The sequence below is a fragment of the Streptomyces chattanoogensis genome (assembly GCF_001294335.1).
GTDB classification, from domain to species: Bacteria; Actinomycetota; Actinomycetes; order Streptomycetales; family Streptomycetaceae; genus Streptomyces; species Streptomyces chattanoogensis.
In genome coordinates, this window is record NZ_LGKG01000141.1 from 80,711 (window position 1) to 101,149 (window position 20,439).

The window sequence follows — 20,439 nt, forward strand, 5'->3', positions numbered from 1 at the left end:
GGCGCCCGGTGCTGACACTTCACCGTGTGCGCGGTGTCCGGCTGGTGCACGACGGGGCTCTGGACGCCGGGCATGCGGTCGTGGTCGAGGGCTCCCGCTTCGCGGCCATCGGCCCGTACGGCGAACTCGTTGCCGAGTACGGCGACAGGGCCCGGGTCCGGGAGTGGGACGGGGTGCTGACGCCGGGCCGGTACGAGCCGGACGGTGCCGCGTATCTGGAGGCCGCCTACCACCCCGACCCGCGGGAGGCGGCCGGTCTGGGCACCGAGCCGCTCACCGGCGATGCGCTCGCCGCCCTGGAGATGACCGAAGCCCGCTGGGGCGCCAGCGCCCGGCGCGGGCTGCAGCGGCTGCTGGCGACCGGCACCACCGCGCTGACCGGGCCGTTCACCCGGCCCGCGGTCCGTACGGCGGTGGCCAGGTCCGGCCTCCGCGCGATGCCCGGCCCCCAGCCGCGCGCCCTGGTCCCCACCGGCGTCGCCGACTTCGCGGTCTTCGACGACCACGGCGACTGCCTCGTCACGGCCCTGGACGGGCGGCTGGTGTACCGGCGGCGCTGACGCGGGCCGCCTCAGCGGTCCGTCGGCGGTCCGTCGGCGATCTTCGTCAAGGACCCGTCAACGCGCCCCCGTCGCACGTCAGGGCGGCATCAACGGAAGCGGAGCGAGGCATTCTGCCCGGCAGGATCGCTGATGCGGGGACGGCCGGCGCCCGGCCGCTCACGATGCACTGCGCACCGCTGGACCGCCCGGATGTTCTGAGGGGGGCATCGGGCCGTCCCCGTCCAGCTTCCGGCGCGGGGCCGTGCCCGGTGCGGGCGCCGGGCCCCGGCGGGCTTCCCGCGGGCAGGCGTGCCCGGTGCAGGTGCGGGCCCCCGCACGGTGGACAATGGCCGGGTGACCCGAGCATCCCTGGACAAGCAGCCGCACGAAGTCGCCGCGATGTTCGACGACGTGGCGAAGCGGTACGACCTCACCAACGATGTGCTCTCCCTGGGCCAGGCGCGGCTGTGGCGCAAGGCGGTCGACCGTGCGGTCGCCGCGCGCCCCGCCGAGCGGGTGCTGGACCTCGCGGCCGGTACCGGCACGTCCTCCCTGCCGTTCGCCCGGACCGGTGCGTACGTCGTGCCGTGCGACTTCTCCGTCGGCATGCTGAGCGAGGGCAAGAAGCGGCACCCCTGGCTGCCCTTCACGGCCGGTGACGGCACCCGGCTGCCGTTCGCGGACGGTGTCTTCGACGCCGTCACCATCTCCTTCGGGCTGCGCAACATCCAGGACACCGACGCCGCGCTGGCCGAGCTGTACCGGGTCACCAAGCCCGGCGGGCGGGTGGTGATCTGTGAGTTCAGCGAGCCGACCTGGGCGCCGTTCCGGACCGTCTACACCGAGTACCTGATGCGCGCGCTGCCGCCGGTCGCCCGCGCGGTCAGCAGCAATCCGGACGCCTACGTCTACCTCGCCGAGTCCATCCGCACCTGGCCCAACCAGCCCGAGCTCGCCGCCAGGCTGCAGGGCGTGGGCTGGACCGAGGTCGCCTGGCGCAATCTGACCGGCGGTGTGGTCGCGCTGCACCGGGGGACCAAGCCGGCCGGCTGACCCGTCCGGGGCCGTCGGTCTCCGGTCTCGCTTGGACAACGTCGCTTCACAGGGCGGGAATTGCCGGGAACCATGCGAGGGACAGTCATGTCCCTACGTTCGCACGTGGTAGCCCTCCGTGCTGCCCGCTGAGTTCCCGGAGCCCGAATTGTCCGACAGTTCCGCCGCGCCTACCCCGCCGGACGGCCCGCCACCGCTGCCCCCGGGGCCGCCCCCGGTCCCGGCGGCGCCGCCCGGCCCTCCGCCGTACGCCGCGCCGGCCCGGCCCTCACCCGTCGGCGCCTTCCTCGGCCGCACGGCGCGGGGCGACTGGCTCACCCCGCTGAAGACCGCGGCCTGGCCGACGCTGATGCTGCTGGTCCTCGCGTGTGTGCTCGGCATCTTCTCGTCGGACGACACGGACCAGGCCGGGCTCGGCTGGGGCGTACGGATGCGGTGCTTCCTGGCGCTGCTGCTGCAGAGCGTGGGCGGCGGGGTCACGTTGTCCGGCAGCGCCACCGGGCCGCTGGGCAGGATCGGTGTGGGCGTCGACGGCGAGATGTCGCTGTCGCTGGTGCCGCTGGTGGTCACGGGGCTGTGGGTGGTGCTGCTGGCCACCGGTGTCCGCAGGGCCCGTCGTGCGGGCGTCGCGGGGGCGGCCGTACCGGAGTCGGTGCTGCGGATCGCGCTGCTCTGCGGCGCCGGCACCTTCGCGCTCGCCCTGCTGGCCCAGCCGTCCTACGACGGCCTGGAGCTGTCCTCGTCCCCCTGGCTCGCGCTGCTGTGCTCCTTCCTGCTGGCGGCCGTGGTGAGCGGCTTGGTGCTGGCGCGCGACGAGGCGCAGGCCTGGCTGGCCGCCCGGCCCGGGTGGCGGGCCGCCGTCGGCGCGCTGCGCACGGCGCTGGTCGCGCTGCTGACCGTCGTCCTGGTGGCCGGGGTGGTCACCTACGTGACCGTCCTCGCGACGGCGGACGACATGGACGGCGGCAATGCGGTCGCCCTGCTGGTGATGCTCCCCAACCTCGGTGCGATCGCGCTGGCGATGGCCTGGGGCGCGCCGGTGAACGTCGAGTGGAACCTCCCCAACCTGCCGTTCCTGGAGTCCGGCCGGAGGTCCCTCGGCTACTCCGAGCTGGGGCAGTTCGGCAGCGACTGGACGCTGTTCGGCGTCATCGTCGGCGGTCTGGCCTGCGCGCTGCTGGTCGGCTTCCTGGCCGTCCGGCGCAGCGCCGACCGCCGCGAACAGCTGCTGGCCGCGGGCTTCTTCGTGGTCGCGCTGGCGCTGGTGGTGTGGGCCGCGGGGGTCAGCGCGTCCGCGACGTTCCATGCGGCGAGCGGCGGGGGACCGGGCGGTCTCGGAGGCGGCTACGGCAGCGACTACGACGGTGACTACGGAGGCGGTTACGGGGGCAATTACGGCGGCGGCTACGGCGGTGGGTACGGCCGCGGTGACGGCTCCGGCATCGAGGGGCACGCCGAACTGGCGGCGGGCGGCGCCGAAACGCTGCTGCTCGCGCTGGTGTGGACCTTCGGTGCGGTGCTGCTCGTGCCGTATCTGCTGATGATGGCCGGCCGCGGCAACGCCTCGATGCCCGCGGCCCCGGCGGCGCCCGCCCCGGCCGCACCGCCCGCCCCGGCCGCACCGCCCGCCCCGGCCACGGCGCCGCTGCCCGCGGTCCCGCCCACCCCGGCGGCCCCGCCGGCTCCTGAGGCTTCGCCTGCTCCCGGGACCCCGCCGGCGCCCGCGGACACGCCCCCGCCGCCGCCCGCTGCCGAAACCGTGCCCACGCCGTCCGCCGCTCCCGGGACGCCGAGCCCGGTCCGGCGCCGCGTCGTGAAGTGGGTGTCGCTGGCGCTGGCCGCGTTCCTGATCGGCGGCGCGGCCACGGCCGGTGCGCTGTACTTCCTGAAGCACAAGGGCGGCGCCGACGACCACAAGGGCGACAAGAAGCCCGCCGTGGAGAAGAGCGCCGCCCCCTCCGCGACGGCGACACCGACCGCCTCCCCGAGCGCGACCGCCTCGCCCTCCGGGAGCCTGCCCGAGGGCTTCGAGCAGAAGGACGACCCGTACGGCTTCTCGCTCGGTGTGATGCGCGGCTGGCAGCGCACGGTGAAGGGCACCCAGGTCGACTACCGGCCGCCGACCGGTGACTCGTATCTGCGCATCGGCGTCATCGCCAACGCCCCGCAGTCCTCCTACGACAACTTCCTGAGCATGGAGAAGGGCGCCAAGAAGCGGAAGGACTACCACCGGGCGGAGCTGACGCGGAACACCTTCCAGAACAGCAAGGGCGCACGCTGGGAGTTCACCTACGCCAACGACGAGGGAACCACCATCCACGCCGTCGACCAGGCGTATGTCGCCTCCGACGGCACCGAATACAGCATCTACTACGAGTGCGTCGACGCGCTCTACGACCCGGAGAACGACAAGGTGTTCAGCACGGCGCTCAGCACCTGGACCGTATCCGGCGTGGACGTCGACTAGCCGGGGACGCCGACCGGCCCGGGCCGCCCCGCACGGGGCGGCCCGGGGAGGCGGGCGGGCTCACAGCTCCAGCCGATGGCAGTACGCCGTCCGCTTCCCCACCGGCGTGATCACCGTCTCCGCCCGCCGCATCCCCAGCCGCCGGGTCACCGCAAGGGACCGCTCGTTCTCCGCGTCCACCATCGAGACCACCCGCCGTATCCCGGCCGTCCGTACGACCTCCAGCGCCTTGTGCGCCGCCGCCGTCGCGTACCCCCTGCCCCAGTACGCCCGCCCGAGCCTCCAGCCGATCTCGATCTCGCCCGCCGGCCCCCAGTCCCACGGCCAGGGCTGCGCGCCGGTGAAGCCGATGACCGCACCGTCCGCCGGGTCCAGCAGGGTGTAGAGACAGAAGCCCAGCTCCGCGTGGTGCCGGCGCTGCCGCGCGGTGAGCTCCTCGTACACCGAGAACTCGGCCGGGGCGCCGCCGTGGAACTTCATGACCTCGGGGTCGTCGAAGACCCGGTGCCAGTGCAGCGCGTCCTCCTCGGTGGGCACACGCAGCTCGACGGGCGGCGGGGTGTGCACAGGCTGAGGCTTCATGGGACAACCCTTCAGTTTCCGATCACCAAGGCCCCCATAGACTGCACTTGCCCCGTGCCGACCGGCACCCGGATATCCGGATGTCCGGATATCGCCCCCGTCGGCTCCGTCGGCGCCGCCGACCTCGTCCGCTTCCATCGACTTCCGGGAGACCCCCCGTGACCGAGTCCGCGTCCGTGACCGAGTCCGTGACCACACCCCGCTCTGAGCACAGCGCGGACGTGATCGTCGTCGGCGCCGGGCCCGCCGGCTCGACCACCGCGTACCACCTGGCCAAGTCCGGTCTGGACGTCCTCCTCCTGGAGAAGACCGCGTTCCCGCGCGAGAAGGTCTGCGGCGACGGGCTGACCCCGCGCGCGACCAAGCAGCTCGTCGCGATGGGCATCGACATCTCCGAGGAAGCGGGCTGGCTGCGCAACAAGGGCCTGCGCATCATCGGCGGCGGCTCCCGCCTCCAGCTCGACTGGCCGGATCTCGCCTCGTACCCCAACTACGGACTGGTCCGTAAGCGCGACGACTTCGACGAGCAGCTGGCCCGCCAGGCCCAGAAGGCCGGCGCCCGCCTCTATGAGCGCTGCAACGTCGGTGCGCCGATCATCAACGACCTCACCGGCCACATCACCGGCGTCCACGCCAAGCTCGGCGAAGAGAAGACCCCGGTCACCTTCCACGCCCCGATCGTGGTGGCCGCCGACGGCAACTCCACCCGCCTCTCGCTGGCCATGGGCCTGCACCGCCGCGAGGACCGCCCGATGGGCGTCGCGGTCCGCACCTACTTCACCTCCCCCCGGCACGACGACGACTACCTCGAGTCCTGGCTGGAGCTGTGGGACCGGCGCGGCGCCCAGGACCGCCTCCTCCCCGGCTACGGCTGGATCTTCGGCATGGGCGACGGGACGAGCAACGTCGGCCTCGGAGTGCTGAACACCTCCAGCTCCTTCAAGGAGCTCGACTGGCGCGAGATCCTCAAGGCCTGGTGCGCCTCGATGCCCGCCGACTGGGGCTACACCCCCGAGAACATGACCGGCCCGATCCGCGGCGCGGCCCTCCCCATGGCCTTCAACCGCCAGCCCCACTACACCAAGGGCCTCCTCCTGGTCGGCGACGCCGGCGGCCTGGTCAACCCCTTCAACGGCGAGGGCATCGCCTACGCCATGGAGTCCGGCTCCCTCGCCGCCGAGGTCATCGTCCAGGCCCAGGCCCGCGCCACCTACGCCCAGCGCGAGCTGGCCCTGCACCGCTACCCCAAGATCCTCAAGGACACCTACGGCGGCTACTACTCCCTCGGCCGCGCCTTCGTGAAGCTCATCGGCAACCCCAAGGTCATGAAGATCGCCACCCAGCGCGGCCTGACCCACCCGATGCTGATGCGCTTCACCCTCAAGATGCTCGCCAACCTCACGGACCCGACGGGCGGTGACGCGATGGACCGCATCATCAACGGCCTGTCGAAGGTGGCGCCGAAGGCCTAGCGTCCCGGCGCGGTACGGGCGGCCCTCAGCGTGCGGGGCCGCCCGGCCGGTCGTTGCCGTGCCCGCGCCAGGCCGCGTACAGGCCGGACAGGGCGATGGCCACGGTGGCCAGCGACTGCGGCGCGACGCCCATGCGGATGAGGATGATTCCGGTGGCGAGTACGGCAAGAAAGCCGATGAGATCCTGGAGCCTGCCGCCGCGTCCGTTCATACGAGTCTCCTTGTTCCTGCGGTTCTTGGTCCTGTGTGCCGTGGCACCTGCCGACCAGGGTCGCCGGGGGGCCGGGTGCTGCGGCAGGTGCCGCGGTGCTGCCGAGGGGGTTGGCAGCATCCGTACGAACGAGGGGACACCGAGGGGATGGGGAGCACGCCATGGCAGACCTGCAACCGTTCGACGACGACTTAGCGCCCGAGCGGGTGGCCCTCGCGCAGGCCTTGCGCGATCTCTTCCGCGGCCTGGAGATCTCCGAACGCCGCTACGCGGTACGCCGGTCGTACGACTCCTCCACCGTCTCCCGCTTCCTCAACGGCAAGCGGCTGGCGTCCTGGACGTTCGTCCTCAATCTGCTGCACGACGTCGCCGAGAAGCGGGGCACCGTCCCCACGGCCGAGACCACGGAGATGCTGCGCGCCCTGCACATGGCGGCCGCGAAGGCGGGCAGGAGCCCGGTCCACAAGGTCCAGCTGCTGGAGCAGAAGCTGGCCAGGGCCGATGAGGAGGCGCGGCGGACCGCCCAGCGGGAGCGGTGGCTGGAGGACACCCTCCAGGATCGCGAGCACCGCATCAGGGATCTGCAGATGCGGCAGCGGGAACTGGAGACGGCGCTGGCGGAGGGCGCCTCGTACGGCGGGTACGGCGACGGCACGGACGAGGAACTGGCCCGGCTGCGTGCCGAGGTAGCCGCCCTGCAGGAGGAGCTGGAGCGCACCCGGGAGCACCACCGGGCGGCCGAGGAGCGCTGCGAGCTGCTGGAGCGGCAGCTGGCGGAAGCGGAGGGGCGGGGGAGGCTGCCGGATACGGCCGGTACGCCGGATGTGGCCCGTACGGACGAGAGGGCGCCGGCGTCGGGCGAGCCCGCCGGGGTGGATCTGCGGAACGCCCATTTCAATGGCGACGTGTACTTCCATTCCGACGCCTGGGCGGTGGACGAGGACTTCGTCGACGCGGTGACGGTGCGGGTGGGCCGGGGCGGCAGGTTCAGCGGCAACGGCCTGCTGCTCGACGCCGGCACGGTGGTCACGACCGCCGGGGCCGTCCTCTACCCCGACTCGGCGGTCGGCTCTCTGACGGTCACCACGGCCGGTGGCCACCGCGTGGCGGCCGTGCTGGCGGAGTGCCTGCCCGCCTGGGAATCCGCCGACCGGTACCAGTGGGGGTTCCCGAACCTGGCCCTGCTGAAGCTGGCCGATCCGGTGGACGGCCCTTTCCACGTGCCGGACCCCGGCGTCAAGGTGGCGCCCGGCAGCCGGCTGCTGGTCAGCGGTTACGGTCTCGGCGGTGCGAGGAGATGGGAGCGCCATTCCTGCGTGCTGCAGCTCCAGGGCCGTACCGGCGACTGGCTGCGGGTGGAGGGTGAGCTGGTCGACGGCCTGACCGGGGCCCCCGCTTTCCACTCGGCCTCGGGAGCCCTGGCCGGACTGGTCAGTGCCCGGCTGATGGAGGGCCAGGGAGGCCTCCTCACTCCCGTCGCCGCCCTCCGCGGCCTCACCTCGCTGCGCGGGCTGCTCGCCCCGCGACCGGGCTGACGGGCGGAGCCCGGGCGTACACGGCGAAGGGCCGCCCCCGGGAGAGGGGCGGCCCTTCACTGGAACCGTGGGTACGGCGGTCTCAGAGGACGCGCACCGCACCGGTCGGCATGTCGTAGCTGAGCGGGCGCTCGACGATGCCGGTGCTCGGGTTCTGCGCGCCGATGAACTTGCCGTCACCGACGTAGACGGCGACGTGGTAGGCGCTGCCCGCGCTGCCCCAGTAGAGGATGTCCCCGACCTGGAGGTTGTCCAGGCCCACCTGGGTGCCGGTGGTGGACTGGTCCTGCGAGACGCGCGGCAGGTCGATACCGATCTGGCGGAACGCGGCCTGGGTCAGGCCGGAGCAGTCGTACGACGAGGAGCCGGTGGCGCCGAGGACGTATGCCTTGCCGAGCTGCGCCTTGAGGAAGCTGACCAGGGTGGCGGTGCTGCCGCTGGCGGAGGAGACGGAGAGCGTGGTGCGCTCGTCGGAGCGCGAGGCGCGGGCCTCTTCCTTGGCCTTGCGGGCCTCGGCGGCCTTCTTGCGGGCCTCGGCCTCGGCCTTGGCCTTCTTCACGGCGGCGGCCTTGTGCTTCTCCGCGGCCTTGGCGGCCTTGGCGAGCGCGTGGTCCTGGACGGCCTGGCGCTCGTAGTCGAACGCGACCTGCTGAGCGGTGTCCGCGCTCTTGGCGGCGCTGGTCGCCAGCGCCGTCGTGATGGTGGGCATCTCCTGGGTTTCGGAGACGGTCTTTTCCGCGGCGTTGGCCGGCACGGTCGCGCCGGTCACCGCGAGGGTGAGGAAGCCACCGGTCACGCCCGCACGCAGGGCCCGAGAAGAGGCGGAACTGCGGGGCTTCCGGTGGCTGGGTATGTGTGCGTTCGGGGACATGACACCACGGCTATCAGGCGCCGTAGGTTGCTGCCAACAAAGGTGGTGTGCACCACACTTGACATGCACGCGACGAATAAAAGGGATCTTTCGGTCGCCCGCCGAGCCGGCGGCGCGATGTCCGGATTTCGCGATCATGTTCCTACGCATGGCATTTGCTGCCCGATGCGGGGGGCCGGAGGGGCTTATCACCTCCGCATCCGCCACGCCAAGGCTTCCCGGCCGTCAAGGACCTATCGCGCGAAACTGCGTGGGATAGGTCACTCTTGAGTGTCCGTTATGTTCCTGTGATCTGACGGTGGCGGTGATGCGGCGGGGAGTCCTGACGCCCCCTCGGCCCGCCGCCGGACCGGCCGCTCGTGAATGCGGGCACGTTCTCGCGATCACGGCCGCGCCGGGAGCGGATCACTCAACGGGGTGCGGCGCTTATAACAGTTGACCCGGTCCAGCGCCAATTTGCTTGCACGCTCCACTACTTGATAGGGAAGCGCCTCGCTGACCAGCGGTAACCCCCTCGAATGTCACCTCTCGTGATCACTCGCGTGCTTCGTGTGCGAAGATCATCGGTAATCCGGCTTCATGATCCTTCGTCAGGTGGTGAAGATCACAAAGTTGTTGCCGCACCCCGTGTCGCAGATCACAGACCGGCGGGCATAAGATGCAGGCGTTCGGGCTTGTGAACTGCCTCACATATGCACGATCTCTCCGGGGCAGCCCAGCGGGCCCGAGCGGACCGCCATCCAGTCATCGTCGACTGAAGGGAGCGAGGACGGTGAACGCTTACGCGCCCATCCTCGTACTGGGAGCCCTCGGGGCAGGCTTTGCGATCTTCTCCGTCGTCATGGCCGCACTCATCGGGCCCAGGCGTTACAACCGGGCCAAGCTCGAGGCGTACGAATGCGGAATCGAGCCGACGCCACAGCCGTCCGGGGGCGGTCGCTTTCCGATCAAGTACTACCTGACGGCGATGCTCTTCATCGTCTTCGACATCGAGATCGTCTTCCTCTATCCCTGGGCCGTCACCTTCGACGCCCTCGGGATCTTCGGGCTCGTCGAGATGCTGCTCTTCGCGCTCACCGTCTTCGTCGCCTACGCCTATGTCTGGCGTCGTGGCGGCCTGGAATGGGACTAGGGGTCACATATGGGACTGGAAGAGAAGCTGCCGAGCGGCTTTTTGCTGACCACTGTCGAGCAGGCCGCGGGATGGGTGCGCAAATCATCGGTCTTCCCCGCGACCTTCGGTCTGGCCTGCTGCGCCATCGAAATGATGACCACCGGCGCCGGGCGCTACGACCTGGCCCGCTTCGGCATGGAGGTCTTCCGCGGTTCCCCGCGGCAGGCGGATCTGATGATCGTGGCCGGCCGGGTGAGCCAGAAGATGGCGCCCGTGCTGCGGCAGGTCTACGACCAGATGCCGAACCCGAAATGGGTGATCTCCATGGGTGTTTGCGCCTCGTCGGGCGGCATGTTCAATAACTACGCGATTGTGCAGGGCGTTGACCACATTGTCCCCGTTGACATCTATTTGCCGGGCTGCCCGCCGCGTCCCGAAATGCTGATGGACGCCATCCTCAAGCTGCACCGCAAGATCCAGGACACCAAGCTCGGGGTCAACCAGGAGCAGGCGGCCCGCGAGGCGGAGGAAGCCGCCCTCAAGGCGCTCCCCCTCATCGAGATGAAGGGGCTGCTGCGGTGAGTGATCCGAAGAACCCCGAGCGCGACCAGGGAAACCACAACGGCAACGTCCCCGTCCAGCGCGACGACACCGGCGAGGTGATCGGCACCCGCCGCGGCATGTTCGGTGCCAACAACGGCGGCGACACCTCCGGTTACGGCGGCCTGGTGCGGACCGTACGGCTGCCCGGGGCGGCCCAGCGGCCGTACGGCGGACCGCGCGGCGACGAGGGAGGCTACGGCGAATTCGACGAGATCGCCGACGAGCTGGAGGGCGCCCTCGAGGAGCAGGGCCTCGTCCCCGGGAACGTCATCTCCAAGACCGTCGTCGACCGCGGGGAGCTGACCTTCCACATCGAGCGCGAGTATCTGCCGGCCGTCGCCAGGATCCTGCGCGACGACCCGGCGCTGCGCTTCGAGCTCTGTCTGGGCGTGAGCGGAGCGCACTTCCCCGGCACCCCGTCCGATACGACGAACGCGGGCCGTGAGCTGCACGCCGTCTACCACCTGCGCTCCCTCACCCACAACCGGCTGATCCGGCTGGAGGTCTCCGCCCCCGACGCCGACCCGCATGTGCCCTCGATCGTGAGCGTCTATCCGACCAATGACTGGCACGAGCGCGAGACCTACGACTTCTTCGGGATCGTCTTCGACGGTCACCCGGCGCTGACGCGGATCATGATGCCCGACGACTGGCAGGGCTTCCCGCAGCGCAAGGACTACCCGCTCGGCGGCATTCCCGTCGAGTACAAGGGCGCCCAGATCCCGGCTCCCGACCAGCGGAGGTCGTACAGCTGATGACTACTTCCCCGGCAAGCCCCCGCGAGACCACCGAGGGCGCCGTCTACACCGTCACCGGCGGCGACTGGGACGAGGTCGCCGCGCGGGCGGTCACCTCCGACGACGAGCGGATCATCGTCAACATGGGGCCGCAGCACCCCTCCACGCACGGCGTGCTCCGGCTGATCCTGGAGATCGACGGCGAGACCGTCACCGAGGCCCGCTGCGGCATCGGCTATCTGCACACCGGCATCGAGAAGAACCTCGAGTACCGGACCTGGACGCAGGGCACCACCTTCGTCACGCGGATGGATTACCTGACCCCCTTCTTCAACGAGACCGCCTACTGTCTGGCCGTCGAGAAGCTGCTCGGCATCACCGACCAGGTCCCCGACCGGGCCACGCTCATCCGCGTGATGCTGATGGAGCTCAACCGGCTCTCCTCCCACCTGGTGTGCATCGCCACCGGCGGCATGGAGCTGGGCGCCACCACGATCATGATCTACGGCTTCCGGGACCGTGAGCTCATCCTCGACATCTACGAGCTGATCACCGGCCTGCGGATGAACCACGCCTACATCCGGCCCGGCGGCCTCGCCCAGGACCTGCCCCCGGGCGCCGTCGACCAGGTGCGCGCCTTCGTCAAGAAGATGCGCAAGAACCTCCCCGAGTACGACAAGCTCGCCACCGGCAACCCGGTCTTCAAGGGCCGCATGGAGGGCATCGGCTATCTCGACCTGGCCGGCTGTCTGGCCACCGGCGCCACCGGCCCCATCCTGCGCTCCGCCGGACTGCCCCACGACCTGCGCAAAACGCAGCCGTACTGTGGATACGAGACCTACGACTTCGAGGTGCCCACCGCCGACACCTGCGACGCCTACGGCCGGTTCCTGATCCGGCTGGAGGAGATGCGCCAGTCGCTGCGGATCGTCGAGCAGTGCCTGGACCGGCTCGAACCGGGACCGGTCATGGTCGAGGACAAGAAGATCGCCTGGCCCGCGCAGCTGGCCCTGGGACCGGACGGCCTCGGCAACTCCCTGGACCACATCAAGAAGATCATGGGCACCTCGATGGAGGCCCTGATCCACCACTTCAAGCTGGTGACGGAGGGCTTCAGGGTCCCGCCCGGACAGGCCTACTCCGCCGTGGAGTCCCCCAAGGGCGAGCTGGGCGTCCATGCGGTCAGCGACGGCGGCACCCGCCCCTACCGCGTGCACTTCCGCGACCCGTCCTTCACCAATCTGCAGGCCATGGCGGCGATGTGCGAAGGCGGCCAGGTCGCCGACGTCATCGTCGCCGTCGCGTCCATCGACCCCGTGATGGGAGGCGTCGACCGGTGAACGACGTCCAGCTGGGCATGCCCCAACTCCCCGCCCCGGACTACCCGGCCGACGTCCGGGCCCGGTTGGAGGCCGATGCCAGGGAGGTGATCGCCCGCTACCCCGGCTCGCGCTCCGCGCTGCTGCCGCTGCTGCACCTCGTACAGGCCGAGGAAGGGCATGTCACCCGCACCGGCATCCGCTTCTGCGCCGAGATGCTCGATCTGACCACGGCCGAGGTCACCGCCGTCTCGACCTTCTACTCCATGTACCGCCGCAGGGCCGGCGGCGACTACCAGGTCGGGGTCTGCACCAACACCCTGTGCGCGGTGATGGGCGGCGACGCCATCTTCGACGAGCTGAAGCGGCACCTCGGCGTCGAGAACGGCGAGACCACCGAGGACGGCGCCGTCACCCTCGAACACATCGAGTGCAACGCCGCCTGCGACTTCGCCCCCGTCGTGATGGTCAACTGGGAGTTCTTCGACAACCAGACGCCCGAGTCCGCCACACGCCTGGTGGACGACCTGCTGGCCGGGCGCACCGTCGAACCGACCCGCGGCGCCCCCCTGTGCACCTACAAGGAGACGTCCCGGATCCTCGCCGGCTTCCCCGACGCACGCCCCGGCGCCGTCGAGGCCACCGGCGGTGCCGGCCCCGCCTCACTGGTGGGCCTGCGCCTGGCCAAGGGCGAAACCGCCCCGGGCCGCAGCGCCGACCACGTCGTCGCACCCCGCACCACCGCCGACGGCCCCGCCGAGGCCCTCGAGGGCGAGCCCCCCAGCGGCCGCCCCGACACGCAGGCACCTTCGGGCCACCCCAGCTCCCATGACGCACCGCAGGAAACGTCTGCCTCGGACGACCAGCACCCGGCCGGACCGATCGCAGAGGAGGGGGAGTGATGACCGTGGCAGCCGAGTACGGGGGCACCCGGCCCGGGGCCGGCAGCGACCCCGAGAAGCTCCTCGAGCCCGTCCTGTCCGCCTTCTGGGACGAGCCGGAATCCTGGACGCTGGAGACCTACCGCCGCCACCAGGGCTACGAGGGCATGCGCAAGGCCCTCGCCATGGCGCCCGACGACGTCATCGCCTACGTCAAGGATTCCGGACTCCGCGGCCGCGGCGGCGCCGGCTTCCCGACCGGCATGAAGTGGCAGTTCATCCCGCAGGGCGACGGCAAACCGCACTATCTCGTTGTCAACGCCGACGAATCGGAGCCCGGGACCTGCAAGGACATCCCGCTCCTCTTCGCGAACCCGCATGCCCTCATCGAGGGGATCGTGATCGCCTGTCATGCGATCCGGTCGAACCACGCCTTCATCTATCTGCGCGGTGAGGTGGTGCCCGTACTGCGCCGGCTGCACGAGGCCGTACGGGAGGCGTATGCGGCGGGCTTCCTCGGAAAGGACATCCTCGGGTCGGGACTCGACCTGGATGTGGTCGTGCACGCGGGCGCCGGCGCGTACATCTGCGGTGAGGAAACCGCGCTGCTGGATTCACTGGAAGGCCGTCGCGGACAGCCCCGGCTGCGTCCTCCTTTCCCGGCGGTGGCGGGCCTCTACGCCTGCCCCACTGTCGTGAACAACGTCGAATCCATCGCCTCGGTTCCCGCGATCCTGAACAAGGGAAAAGAGTGGTTCAGGTCGATGGGGAGCGAGAAGTCCCCGGGCTTCACGCTCTACTCGCTCAGCGGCCATGTCGCCAACCCCGGCCAGTACGAGGCACCGTTGGGCATCACCCTGCGCCAGCTGCTGGACATGAGCGGCGGGATGCGCCCCGGCCACCGGCTGAAGTTCTGGACGCCGGGCGGCTCGTCCACACCGATGTTCACCGATGAGCATCTGGACGTACCCCTCGACTACGAGGCCGTCGGCGCCGCCGGTTCGATGCTCGGCACCAAGGCGCTCCAGTGCTTCGACGAGACCACCTGTGTCGTACGGGCCGTCACCCGCTGGACCGAGTTCTACGCCCATGAGTCCTGCGGCAAGTGCACACCCTGCCGCGAAGGCACGTACTGGCTGGTGCAGCTGCTGCGCGACATCGAGGCCGGCAAGGGCCGGGCGGCCGACCTCGACAAGATCAACGACATCGCCGACAACATCAACGGCAAGTCCTTCTGCGCCCTCGGCGACGGCGCCGCCTCGCCGATCTTCTCCTCGCTCACGTACTTCCGCGAGGAGTACGAGCAGCACCTCGCCGGCCGGGGCTGCCCCTTCGACCCCGCCAAGTCGACCCTGTGGGCCGACAACGACGCTCACCTGGGGGTGAATGCATGACCGTCACGACAAATGCCCCCACCGGGGGCGGCGAGGCGGCGATCCCGCCCGAGGACCTCGTCACCCTGACGATCGACGGCATCGAGATCTCCGTCCCCAAGGGGACGCTGGTCATCCGCGCCGCCGAACTCCTCGGCATCGAGATCCCGCGCTTCTGCGACCACCCGCTGCTGGACCCGGCGGGCGCCTGCCGGCAGTGCATCGTCGAGGTCGAGGGCCAGCGCAAGCCGATGGCCTCCTGCACCATCACCTGCACCGACGGCATGGTCGTCAAATCGCAGCTGACCTCCCCGGTGGCCGAGAAGGCCCAGCGCGGGGTGATGGAGCTGCTGCTGATCAACCACCCGCTGGACTGCCCGGTCTGCGACAAGGGCGGTGAGTGCCCGCTGCAGAACCAGGCGATGCAGGTCGGCGACCCGGACAGCCGCTTCGAGGGCAGGAAGCGCACCTTCGCCAAGCCGGTACCGATCTCCACCCAGGTGCTGCTGGACCGCGAGCGGTGCGTGCTGTGCGCGCGCTGCACCCGCTTCAGCAACCAGATCGCCGGCGACCCGATGATCGAGCTGGTCGAGCGCGGCGCCCTCCAGCAGGTCGGCACCGGAGAGGGCGACCCCTTCGAGTCGTACTTCTCCGGCAACACCATCCAGATCTGCCCGGTCGGCGCGCTCACCTCCGCCGCGTACCGCTTCCGTTCCCGCCCCTTCGACCTGGTCTCGTCGCCGTCGGTGTGCGAGCACTGCGCGGGCGGCTGTGCGACCCGTACGGACCACCGGCGCGGCAAGGTCCTGCGGCGGCTGGCCGCCAACGACCCCGAGGTCAACGAGGAATGGCTCTGCGACAAGGGGAGGTTCGCCTTCCGGTACGCGCAGCAGCGGGACCGACTGGAGCAGCCCCTGGTACGCAACGCCGCCAGCGGCGAGCTGGAACCGGCGAGCTGGCCCGAGGCCCTGGCCGCCGCGGCCCGGGGGCTGGCGGGCGCCAAGGGACGCGCCGGCGTGCTGACCGGCGGCCGGCTGACCGTCGAAGACGCCTACGCCTACGCCAAGTTCGCCCGGATCGCGCTGGACACCAACGACATCGACTTCCGGGCGCGGGTGCACAGCGCCGAGGAGGCCGACTTCCTGGCGGCCACGGTCGCCGGGCGCGGGCGTGACCTGGACGGTACGGGTATCACGCACACCGCCCTGGAGAAGGCACCGGCCGTCCTCCTGGCCGGCATCGAGGCCGAGGAGGAGGCCCCCGGCGTCTTCCTGCGGCTGCGCAAGGCGCACCGCAAGAGCGGCCAGCGCACCTACGGACTGGCCACGCACGCCTCGCGCGGCCTGATCAAGGCGGGCGGCACCCTGCTCCCGGCCGCACCCGGCACCGAGACCGAATGGCTCGAGGCGCTCGCGGACGGCGCCGGGCTGGAGGGCGAGGGGCACGCCGCGGCCGAGGCGCTGCGCCAGGACGGCGCGTTGATCATCGTCGGCGAACGGCTGGCCGCGGTGCCCGGCGCCCTGACGGCCGCGGTCCGCGCGGCCTCCGCCACCGGCGCCCACCTGGTGTGGATCCCGCGGCGGGCCGGCGAGCGCGGCGCCCTCGAGGCGGGCGCACTGCCGGGGCTGCTGCCCGGCGGGCGTCCGGCCACGGACCCCCGGGCCCGCGACGAGGTCGCCGCCACCTGGGGCGTGGCCGAGCTCCCGCACCGGCACGGCCGCGACACCGGCCAGATCATCGAGGCCGCGGCAACCGGCGAACTCAGCGCCCTCCTGGTGGCGGGCGTCGAGGTCGCCGACCTGCCCGACCCGGCCCGCGCGCTGACGGCCCTGGAGGAGGTCGGCTTCCTGGTCAGTCTGGAGCTGCGGCCCTCGCAGGTCACCGAACGGGCCGATGTGGTCCTCCCGGTGGCGGCCGTCGTCGAGAAAGCCGGAACGTTCCTCAACTGGGAGGGCCGGGCCCGGCTGTTCGAGGCCGCGCTCAAGCCCGACCAGATGACCCGCCGCCATCTGCTGCCGGACGCCCGGGTGCTCCACATGCTCGCCGACGCCCTCGACGTCCATTTGGCGCTGCCGGACCTGCGTTCCGTACGCCGCGAACTGGACCGGCTCGGCGGCTGGGACGGCCCGTACGCCGGGGAGCCCCGCGAGACCGGGCGCCCGCTGCCCCGCCCCGGCACCGGCGAGGCCGTACTGGCCGGACACCGGCTCCTCCTGGACCAGGGGCGGCTCCAGGAGGGCGATGACGCGCTGGCCGGCACCCGGCACGCCGCGGTCGCCCGGCTGTCGCAGGCCACCGCCCAGGAGACCGGCGTCAAGGACGGCGACCTGCTGGCCGTCACCGGGCCGGCCGGCTCGGTCCGGCTGCCGCTCCAGGTGACGCCGATGCCCGACCGGGTGGTGTGGCTGCCGCTGAATTCCGCCGGCGGTGGCGTCACCGCCGACACCGGGGCGCGCCCCGGCGAGCTGGTGAAGGTCTCCGCCGTACCCGGTGCGCCGGAGGCGGCCGAGGAGGTGGAGGCATGATGCAGCGGCTCGATCAACTGGCGGCGGCGGGCAGCGCGCTGGCACAGGAAGACCTGTCGATGTTCGGCCACGACCCCTGGTGGCTGGTCGTCGTCAAGGCGGTCTTCTGCTTCGCGTTCCTGATGCTGACCGTGCTGTTCTCCATCGTCTGGGAGCGCAAGGTCGTCGCATGGATGCAGCTGCGCATCGGCCCCAACCGGCACGGCCCCTGGGGCATGCTCCAGTCCCTCGCCGACGGCATCAAGCTGATGCTCAAGGAGGACCTGGTCGTCCGGCGCGCCGACAAGGCCGTCTACGTCCTCGCGCCGATCGTCGCGGCCATCCCGGCCTTCATGGCGATCGCGGTGATCCCCTTCGGCCCGGCCGACAACGAGGTCTCGATCTTCGGGGTCCGCACCCCGATGCAGCTGACCGACCTCCCCATCGGCATCCTCTACATCCTGGCCACGGCCTCGATCGGCATCTACGGCATCGTCCTGGCGGGCTGGTCCTCCGGCTCGACCTATCCGCTGCTCGGCGGCCTGCGTTCCTGCGCCCAGATGATCTCGTACGAGATCGCCATGGGAGCCGCCTTCGCCTCGGTCTTCCTCTACTCCGGCTCGATGTCGACCTCGACGATCGTGGAGTCGCAGCAGAGCAAGTGGTACGTCCTCCTGCTGCCGGTGTCCTTCCTGATCTACATCGTCACGATGGTGGGGGAGACCAACCGCGCGCCGTTCGACATGCCGGAGTCCGAGGGCGACCTGGTCGGCGGCTTCAACACCGAGTACTCGTCCATCAAGTTCGCGATGTTCATGCTCGCCGAGTACGTGAACATGGTGACGGTCTCGGCGGTCGCGACCACGCTCTTCCTGGGCGGCTGGCGGGCCCCGTACCCCATCTCCGGCTTCTGGGAGGGCGCGAACCACGGCTGGTGGCCGATGCTCTGGTTCACCATCAAGGTGCAGCTGCTGCTGTTCTTCTTCATCTGGCTGCGCGGCACGCTTCCGCGGGTGCGCTACGACCAGCTGATGAAGCTGGGCTGGAAGGTCCTCATCCCGGTCTCGCTGGTCTGGCTGATGCTGGTGGCCACCGTCCGGGCCCTGAAGAACGAGGGCTACGCGTTCCAGCAGATCGTGCTCTACGTCGCCGGCGGCGCCATCGCCCTGCTGCTGATCTCCCTCCTCGTGGACTTCTACCGGCGCGGTGAACAGGAGGAGGAGACGGACGGCGACGGGGAGTTCGACCCGATGGCCGGCGGATTCCCCGTACCGCCGCTGCCCGGACAGAGCCTGCCGCCGGTGCCGCGACGACGGCCGCGCTGGGGTCCCGAGTCCGAGCGGGAGCTGATTGTCAGTGGCGGGGTGGACACTGTCAGTGACGGAAACCGGATCGACGGAAAGGGGGGCGACGGTGCCTGAGTTCCAGAACCCCGTGGCCGGCTTCGGCGTGACCTTCAAGGCCATGTTCAAGAAGCGGCTGACCGAGCAGTACCCGGAGGAGAAGAAGCCGACGGCGCCGCGCTTCCACGGCCGTCATCAGCTCAACCGTCATCCGGACGGTCTGGAGAAGTGCATCGGCTGCGAGCTGTGCGCCTGGGCCTGCCCGGCGGACGCGATCTATGTCGAGGGCGCGGACAACACCGCCGAGGAGCGCTACTCCCCGGGCGAGCGGTACGGCCGCGTCTACCAGATCAACTATCTGCGCTGCATTCTCTGCGGGCTGTGCGTGGAGGCCTGTCCGACCCGCGCGCTGACCATGACCAACGAGTACGAACTCGCCGACAAGTCTCGGGAATCGCTCATCTACACGAAAGAGGAGCTGCTCGCGGGCCTGGAGGAGACCATGGTCGACTCGCCGCATGCGATCTACCCGGGCATGACGGAGAAGGACTACTACAACGGTCTGGTGACCGAGGCCGCGCCCGGGACGGTCCGTCAGGTGGCGGTCTCCAAGGGCGAACAGCGTCCGTCAGAGACTTCGGCCCCGGCCTCCGGCAAGGAGGTGCAGTCATGACCGTCCTCGCCGCCGCGGCCTCCACCGGGGAGGCCGTGCAGTTCTGGCTCCTGGGCATCGTCGCCGTCGTCGGTGCCCTGTGCACGATCCTGATGAAGCGCGCCGTCCACAGCGCCCTCTCGCTCGCCGGGACCATGATCGTCCTGGCGGTCTTCTATCTGGCCAACGGCGCGTACTTCCTCGGCGTCGTCCAGATCGTCGTCTACACGGGCGCGATCATGATGCTCTTCCTCTTCGTCGTCATGCTCGTCGGCGTCACCGCGGCGGACTCCCTCAAAGAGACCCTCAAGGGCCAGCGCTGGCTCGCCGCGGGCCTCGGCATCGGCTTCGGCACCCTGCTCATCGCCGGCATCGGCAACGCCTCGCTCAAGCAGTTCAACGGCCTGGGCGAGGCCAACGCCGGCGGCAACGTCCAGGGCCTGGCCGCGCTCATCTTCACCAAGTACGTCTTCGCCTTCGAAGTCACCGGCGCGCTGCTGATCACGGCGGTCGTCGGCGCGATGGTGCTCACCCACCGCGAGCGTACGGAGCGTGCCACGAGCCAGCGGGAGCAGGCCATCGCGCGCGTCAGGGAAGGCAAGCAGGTGCCGCCGCTGCCCGCCCCCGGTGTCTACGCCCGGCACAACGCCGTGGACATCCCGGGCCTGCTGCCCGACGGCACCCCGTCCGAGCTGACCGTCAACCCGACGCTGCGCGGGCGCGGCCAGATCCGCGATGTCTCCCGCGAGTCGCTCGCCGAGCTCAAGGCGCTGGAGCAGCGCTCGGAGGAATGGCTGGGGCGCGGTGAAGGGCCGGAGGCGGCGCCACCGCCGTCCGGCCCCTCGGCGCCGAAGGAGCACAAGGAGGGGGCCAAGAAATGAACCCGGTCTACTACCTCTATCTGGCCGCCCTGTTGTTCACCATCGGCGGGGCCGGGGTGCTGATCAGGCGGAACGCCATCGTGGTGTTCATGTGCATCGAGCTGATGCTCAACGCCTGCAATCTCGCCTTCGTGACCTTCTCGCGGATGCACGGGAATCTGGACGGCCAGATCATCGCCTTCTTCACGATGGTCGTCGCCGCGGCCGAGGTCGTGGTCGGCCTGGCGATCATCGTGTCGATCTTCCGCACCCGTCATACGGCCTCGGTCGACGACGCCAGCCTGATGAAGCTGTAAGGG

Annotated in this window: 19 protein-coding genes; 16 read left to right on the forward strand and 3 right to left on the reverse strand. The window is 70.6% G+C overall.

Annotated elements, in window-relative coordinates; genetic code table 11:
* Positions 1-8: 8 nt before the first annotated feature.
* The 3 genes from ADL29_RS20150 to ADL29_RS20160 all read left to right on the forward strand — a co-directional run bounded on the left by ADL29_RS20150 (position 9) and on the right by ADL29_RS20160 (position 4,062).
* Positions 9-560 (forward strand): amidohydrolase family protein, encoded by a 552-nt coding sequence (locus ADL29_RS20150; protein WP_053925035.1) that lies wholly within the window; start codon positions 9-11, stop codon positions 558-560.
* 336 nt (positions 561-896) lie between these two features.
* Positions 897-1,595 carry a demethylmenaquinone methyltransferase gene (locus ADL29_RS20155; protein WP_053925036.1) on the forward strand — a complete coding sequence of 233 codons (699 nt, stop codon included), beginning with the start codon at positions 897-899 and terminating at the stop codon, positions 1,593-1,595.
* A 148-nt stretch (positions 1,596-1,743) separates the two neighbouring features.
* On the forward strand, positions 1,744-4,062 hold the full coding sequence (locus ADL29_RS20160) for a hypothetical protein (protein WP_053925037.1): 2,319 nt from the start codon (positions 1,744-1,746) through the stop codon (positions 4,060-4,062).
* A gap of 60 nt (positions 4,063-4,122) precedes the next feature.
* On the opposite strand, the gene ADL29_RS20165 is transcribed toward ADL29_RS20160, so the two are convergent.
* Positions 4,123-4,644, reverse strand: a complete 522-nt coding sequence (locus tag ADL29_RS20165) for a GNAT family N-acetyltransferase (protein WP_053925038.1) — start codon at positions 4,642-4,644, stop codon at positions 4,123-4,125.
* Positions 4,645-4,802: 158 nt separating this feature from the next.
* On the opposite strand from ADL29_RS20165, the gene ADL29_RS20170 reads away from it, so the two are divergent.
* Positions 4,803-6,116, forward strand: coding sequence for a geranylgeranyl reductase family protein (locus ADL29_RS20170; RefSeq protein ID WP_245689541.1), 1,314 nt, complete (start codon positions 4,803-4,805; stop codon positions 6,114-6,116).
* 25 nt (positions 6,117-6,141) lie between these two features.
* Here ADL29_RS20170 and ADL29_RS20175 read toward each other — a convergent pair whose 3' ends face one another.
* Complete coding sequence (locus tag ADL29_RS20175; RefSeq protein ID WP_053925039.1) at positions 6,142-6,327, reverse strand: hypothetical protein; 186 nt, start codon at positions 6,325-6,327, stop codon at positions 6,142-6,144.
* A gap of 161 nt (positions 6,328-6,488) precedes the next feature.
* On the opposite strand from ADL29_RS20175, the gene ADL29_RS20180 reads away from it, so the two are divergent.
* Positions 6,489-7,862, forward strand: coding sequence for a hypothetical protein (locus tag ADL29_RS20180; RefSeq protein ID WP_053925040.1), 1,374 nt, complete (start codon positions 6,489-6,491; stop codon positions 7,860-7,862).
* A gap of 82 nt (positions 7,863-7,944) precedes the next feature.
* Here the strand turns inward: ADL29_RS20180 and ADL29_RS20185 are convergent, their stop codons facing one another.
* Positions 7,945-8,733, reverse strand: coding sequence for a C40 family peptidase (locus ADL29_RS20185; protein ID WP_078971151.1), 789 nt, complete (start codon positions 8,731-8,733; stop codon positions 7,945-7,947).
* Between the two features lie 772 nt (positions 8,734-9,505).
* Here ADL29_RS20185 and ADL29_RS20190 point away from each other — a divergent pair.
* The 11 genes from ADL29_RS20190 to nuoK are packed head-to-tail and all read left to right on the forward strand — an operon-like array spanning position 9,506 to position 20,436.
* Positions 9,506-9,865 carry an NADH-quinone oxidoreductase subunit A gene (locus ADL29_RS20190; RefSeq protein WP_046927388.1) on the forward strand — a complete coding sequence of 120 codons (360 nt, stop codon included), beginning with the start codon at positions 9,506-9,508 and terminating at the stop codon, positions 9,863-9,865.
* A gap of 9 nt (positions 9,866-9,874) precedes the next feature.
* Positions 9,875-10,429 carry a NuoB/complex I 20 kDa subunit family protein gene (locus ADL29_RS20195; protein WP_046927389.1) on the forward strand — a complete coding sequence of 185 codons (555 nt, stop codon included), beginning with the start codon at positions 9,875-9,877 and terminating at the stop codon, positions 10,427-10,429.
* A complete protein-coding gene (locus ADL29_RS20200; RefSeq protein WP_053925041.1) occupies positions 10,426-11,205 on the forward strand; it encodes an NADH-quinone oxidoreductase subunit C in 780 nt (259 codons plus the stop codon). The genes ADL29_RS20195 and ADL29_RS20200 overlap by 4 nt, the downstream gene beginning before the upstream one ends.
* Positions 11,205-12,527: an NADH-quinone oxidoreductase subunit D gene (locus tag ADL29_RS20205; protein WP_053925042.1), complete on the forward strand. Its 1,323-nt coding sequence runs from the start codon at positions 11,205-11,207 to the stop codon at positions 12,525-12,527. The genes ADL29_RS20200 and ADL29_RS20205 overlap by 1 nt, the downstream gene beginning before the upstream one ends.
* Before the next feature lie 17 nt (positions 12,528-12,544).
* Entirely contained in the window at positions 12,545-13,408 is an 864-nt protein-coding gene (nuoE, locus tag ADL29_RS20210) for an NADH-quinone oxidoreductase subunit NuoE (protein ID WP_211274358.1), read from the forward strand.
* Entirely contained in the window at positions 13,405-14,781 is a 1,377-nt protein-coding gene (nuoF, locus tag ADL29_RS20215) for an NADH-quinone oxidoreductase subunit NuoF (protein ID WP_425424260.1), read from the forward strand. Before nuoE ends, nuoF begins: the two co-directional genes overlap by 4 nt.
* The gene (locus tag ADL29_RS20220; protein ID WP_053925045.1) at positions 14,778-17,285 is read left to right on the forward strand and encodes an NADH-quinone oxidoreductase subunit G; all 2,508 of its coding nucleotides are present in this window, start codon (positions 14,778-14,780) and stop codon (positions 17,283-17,285) included. Before nuoF ends, ADL29_RS20220 begins: the two co-directional genes overlap by 4 nt.
* Entirely contained in the window at positions 17,285-18,685 is a 1,401-nt protein-coding gene (nuoH, locus tag ADL29_RS20225) for an NADH-quinone oxidoreductase subunit NuoH (RefSeq protein WP_053925179.1), read from the forward strand. Before ADL29_RS20220 ends, nuoH begins: the two co-directional genes overlap by 1 nt.
* Positions 18,678-19,280 (forward strand): NADH-quinone oxidoreductase subunit NuoI, encoded by a 603-nt coding sequence (nuoI, locus tag ADL29_RS20230; protein ID WP_053925046.1) that lies wholly within the window; start codon positions 18,678-18,680, stop codon positions 19,278-19,280. The genes nuoH and nuoI overlap by 8 nt, the downstream gene beginning before the upstream one ends.
* Complete coding sequence (locus ADL29_RS20235) at positions 19,277-20,140, forward strand: NADH-quinone oxidoreductase subunit J (protein ID WP_053925047.1); 864 nt, start codon at positions 19,277-19,279, stop codon at positions 20,138-20,140. Before nuoI ends, ADL29_RS20235 begins: the two co-directional genes overlap by 4 nt.
* Positions 20,137-20,436, forward strand: a complete 300-nt coding sequence (nuoK, locus tag ADL29_RS20240) for an NADH-quinone oxidoreductase subunit NuoK (RefSeq protein WP_030067013.1) — start codon at positions 20,137-20,139, stop codon at positions 20,434-20,436. The genes ADL29_RS20235 and nuoK overlap by 4 nt, the downstream gene beginning before the upstream one ends.
* Positions 20,437-20,439 lie beyond the last annotated feature (3 nt).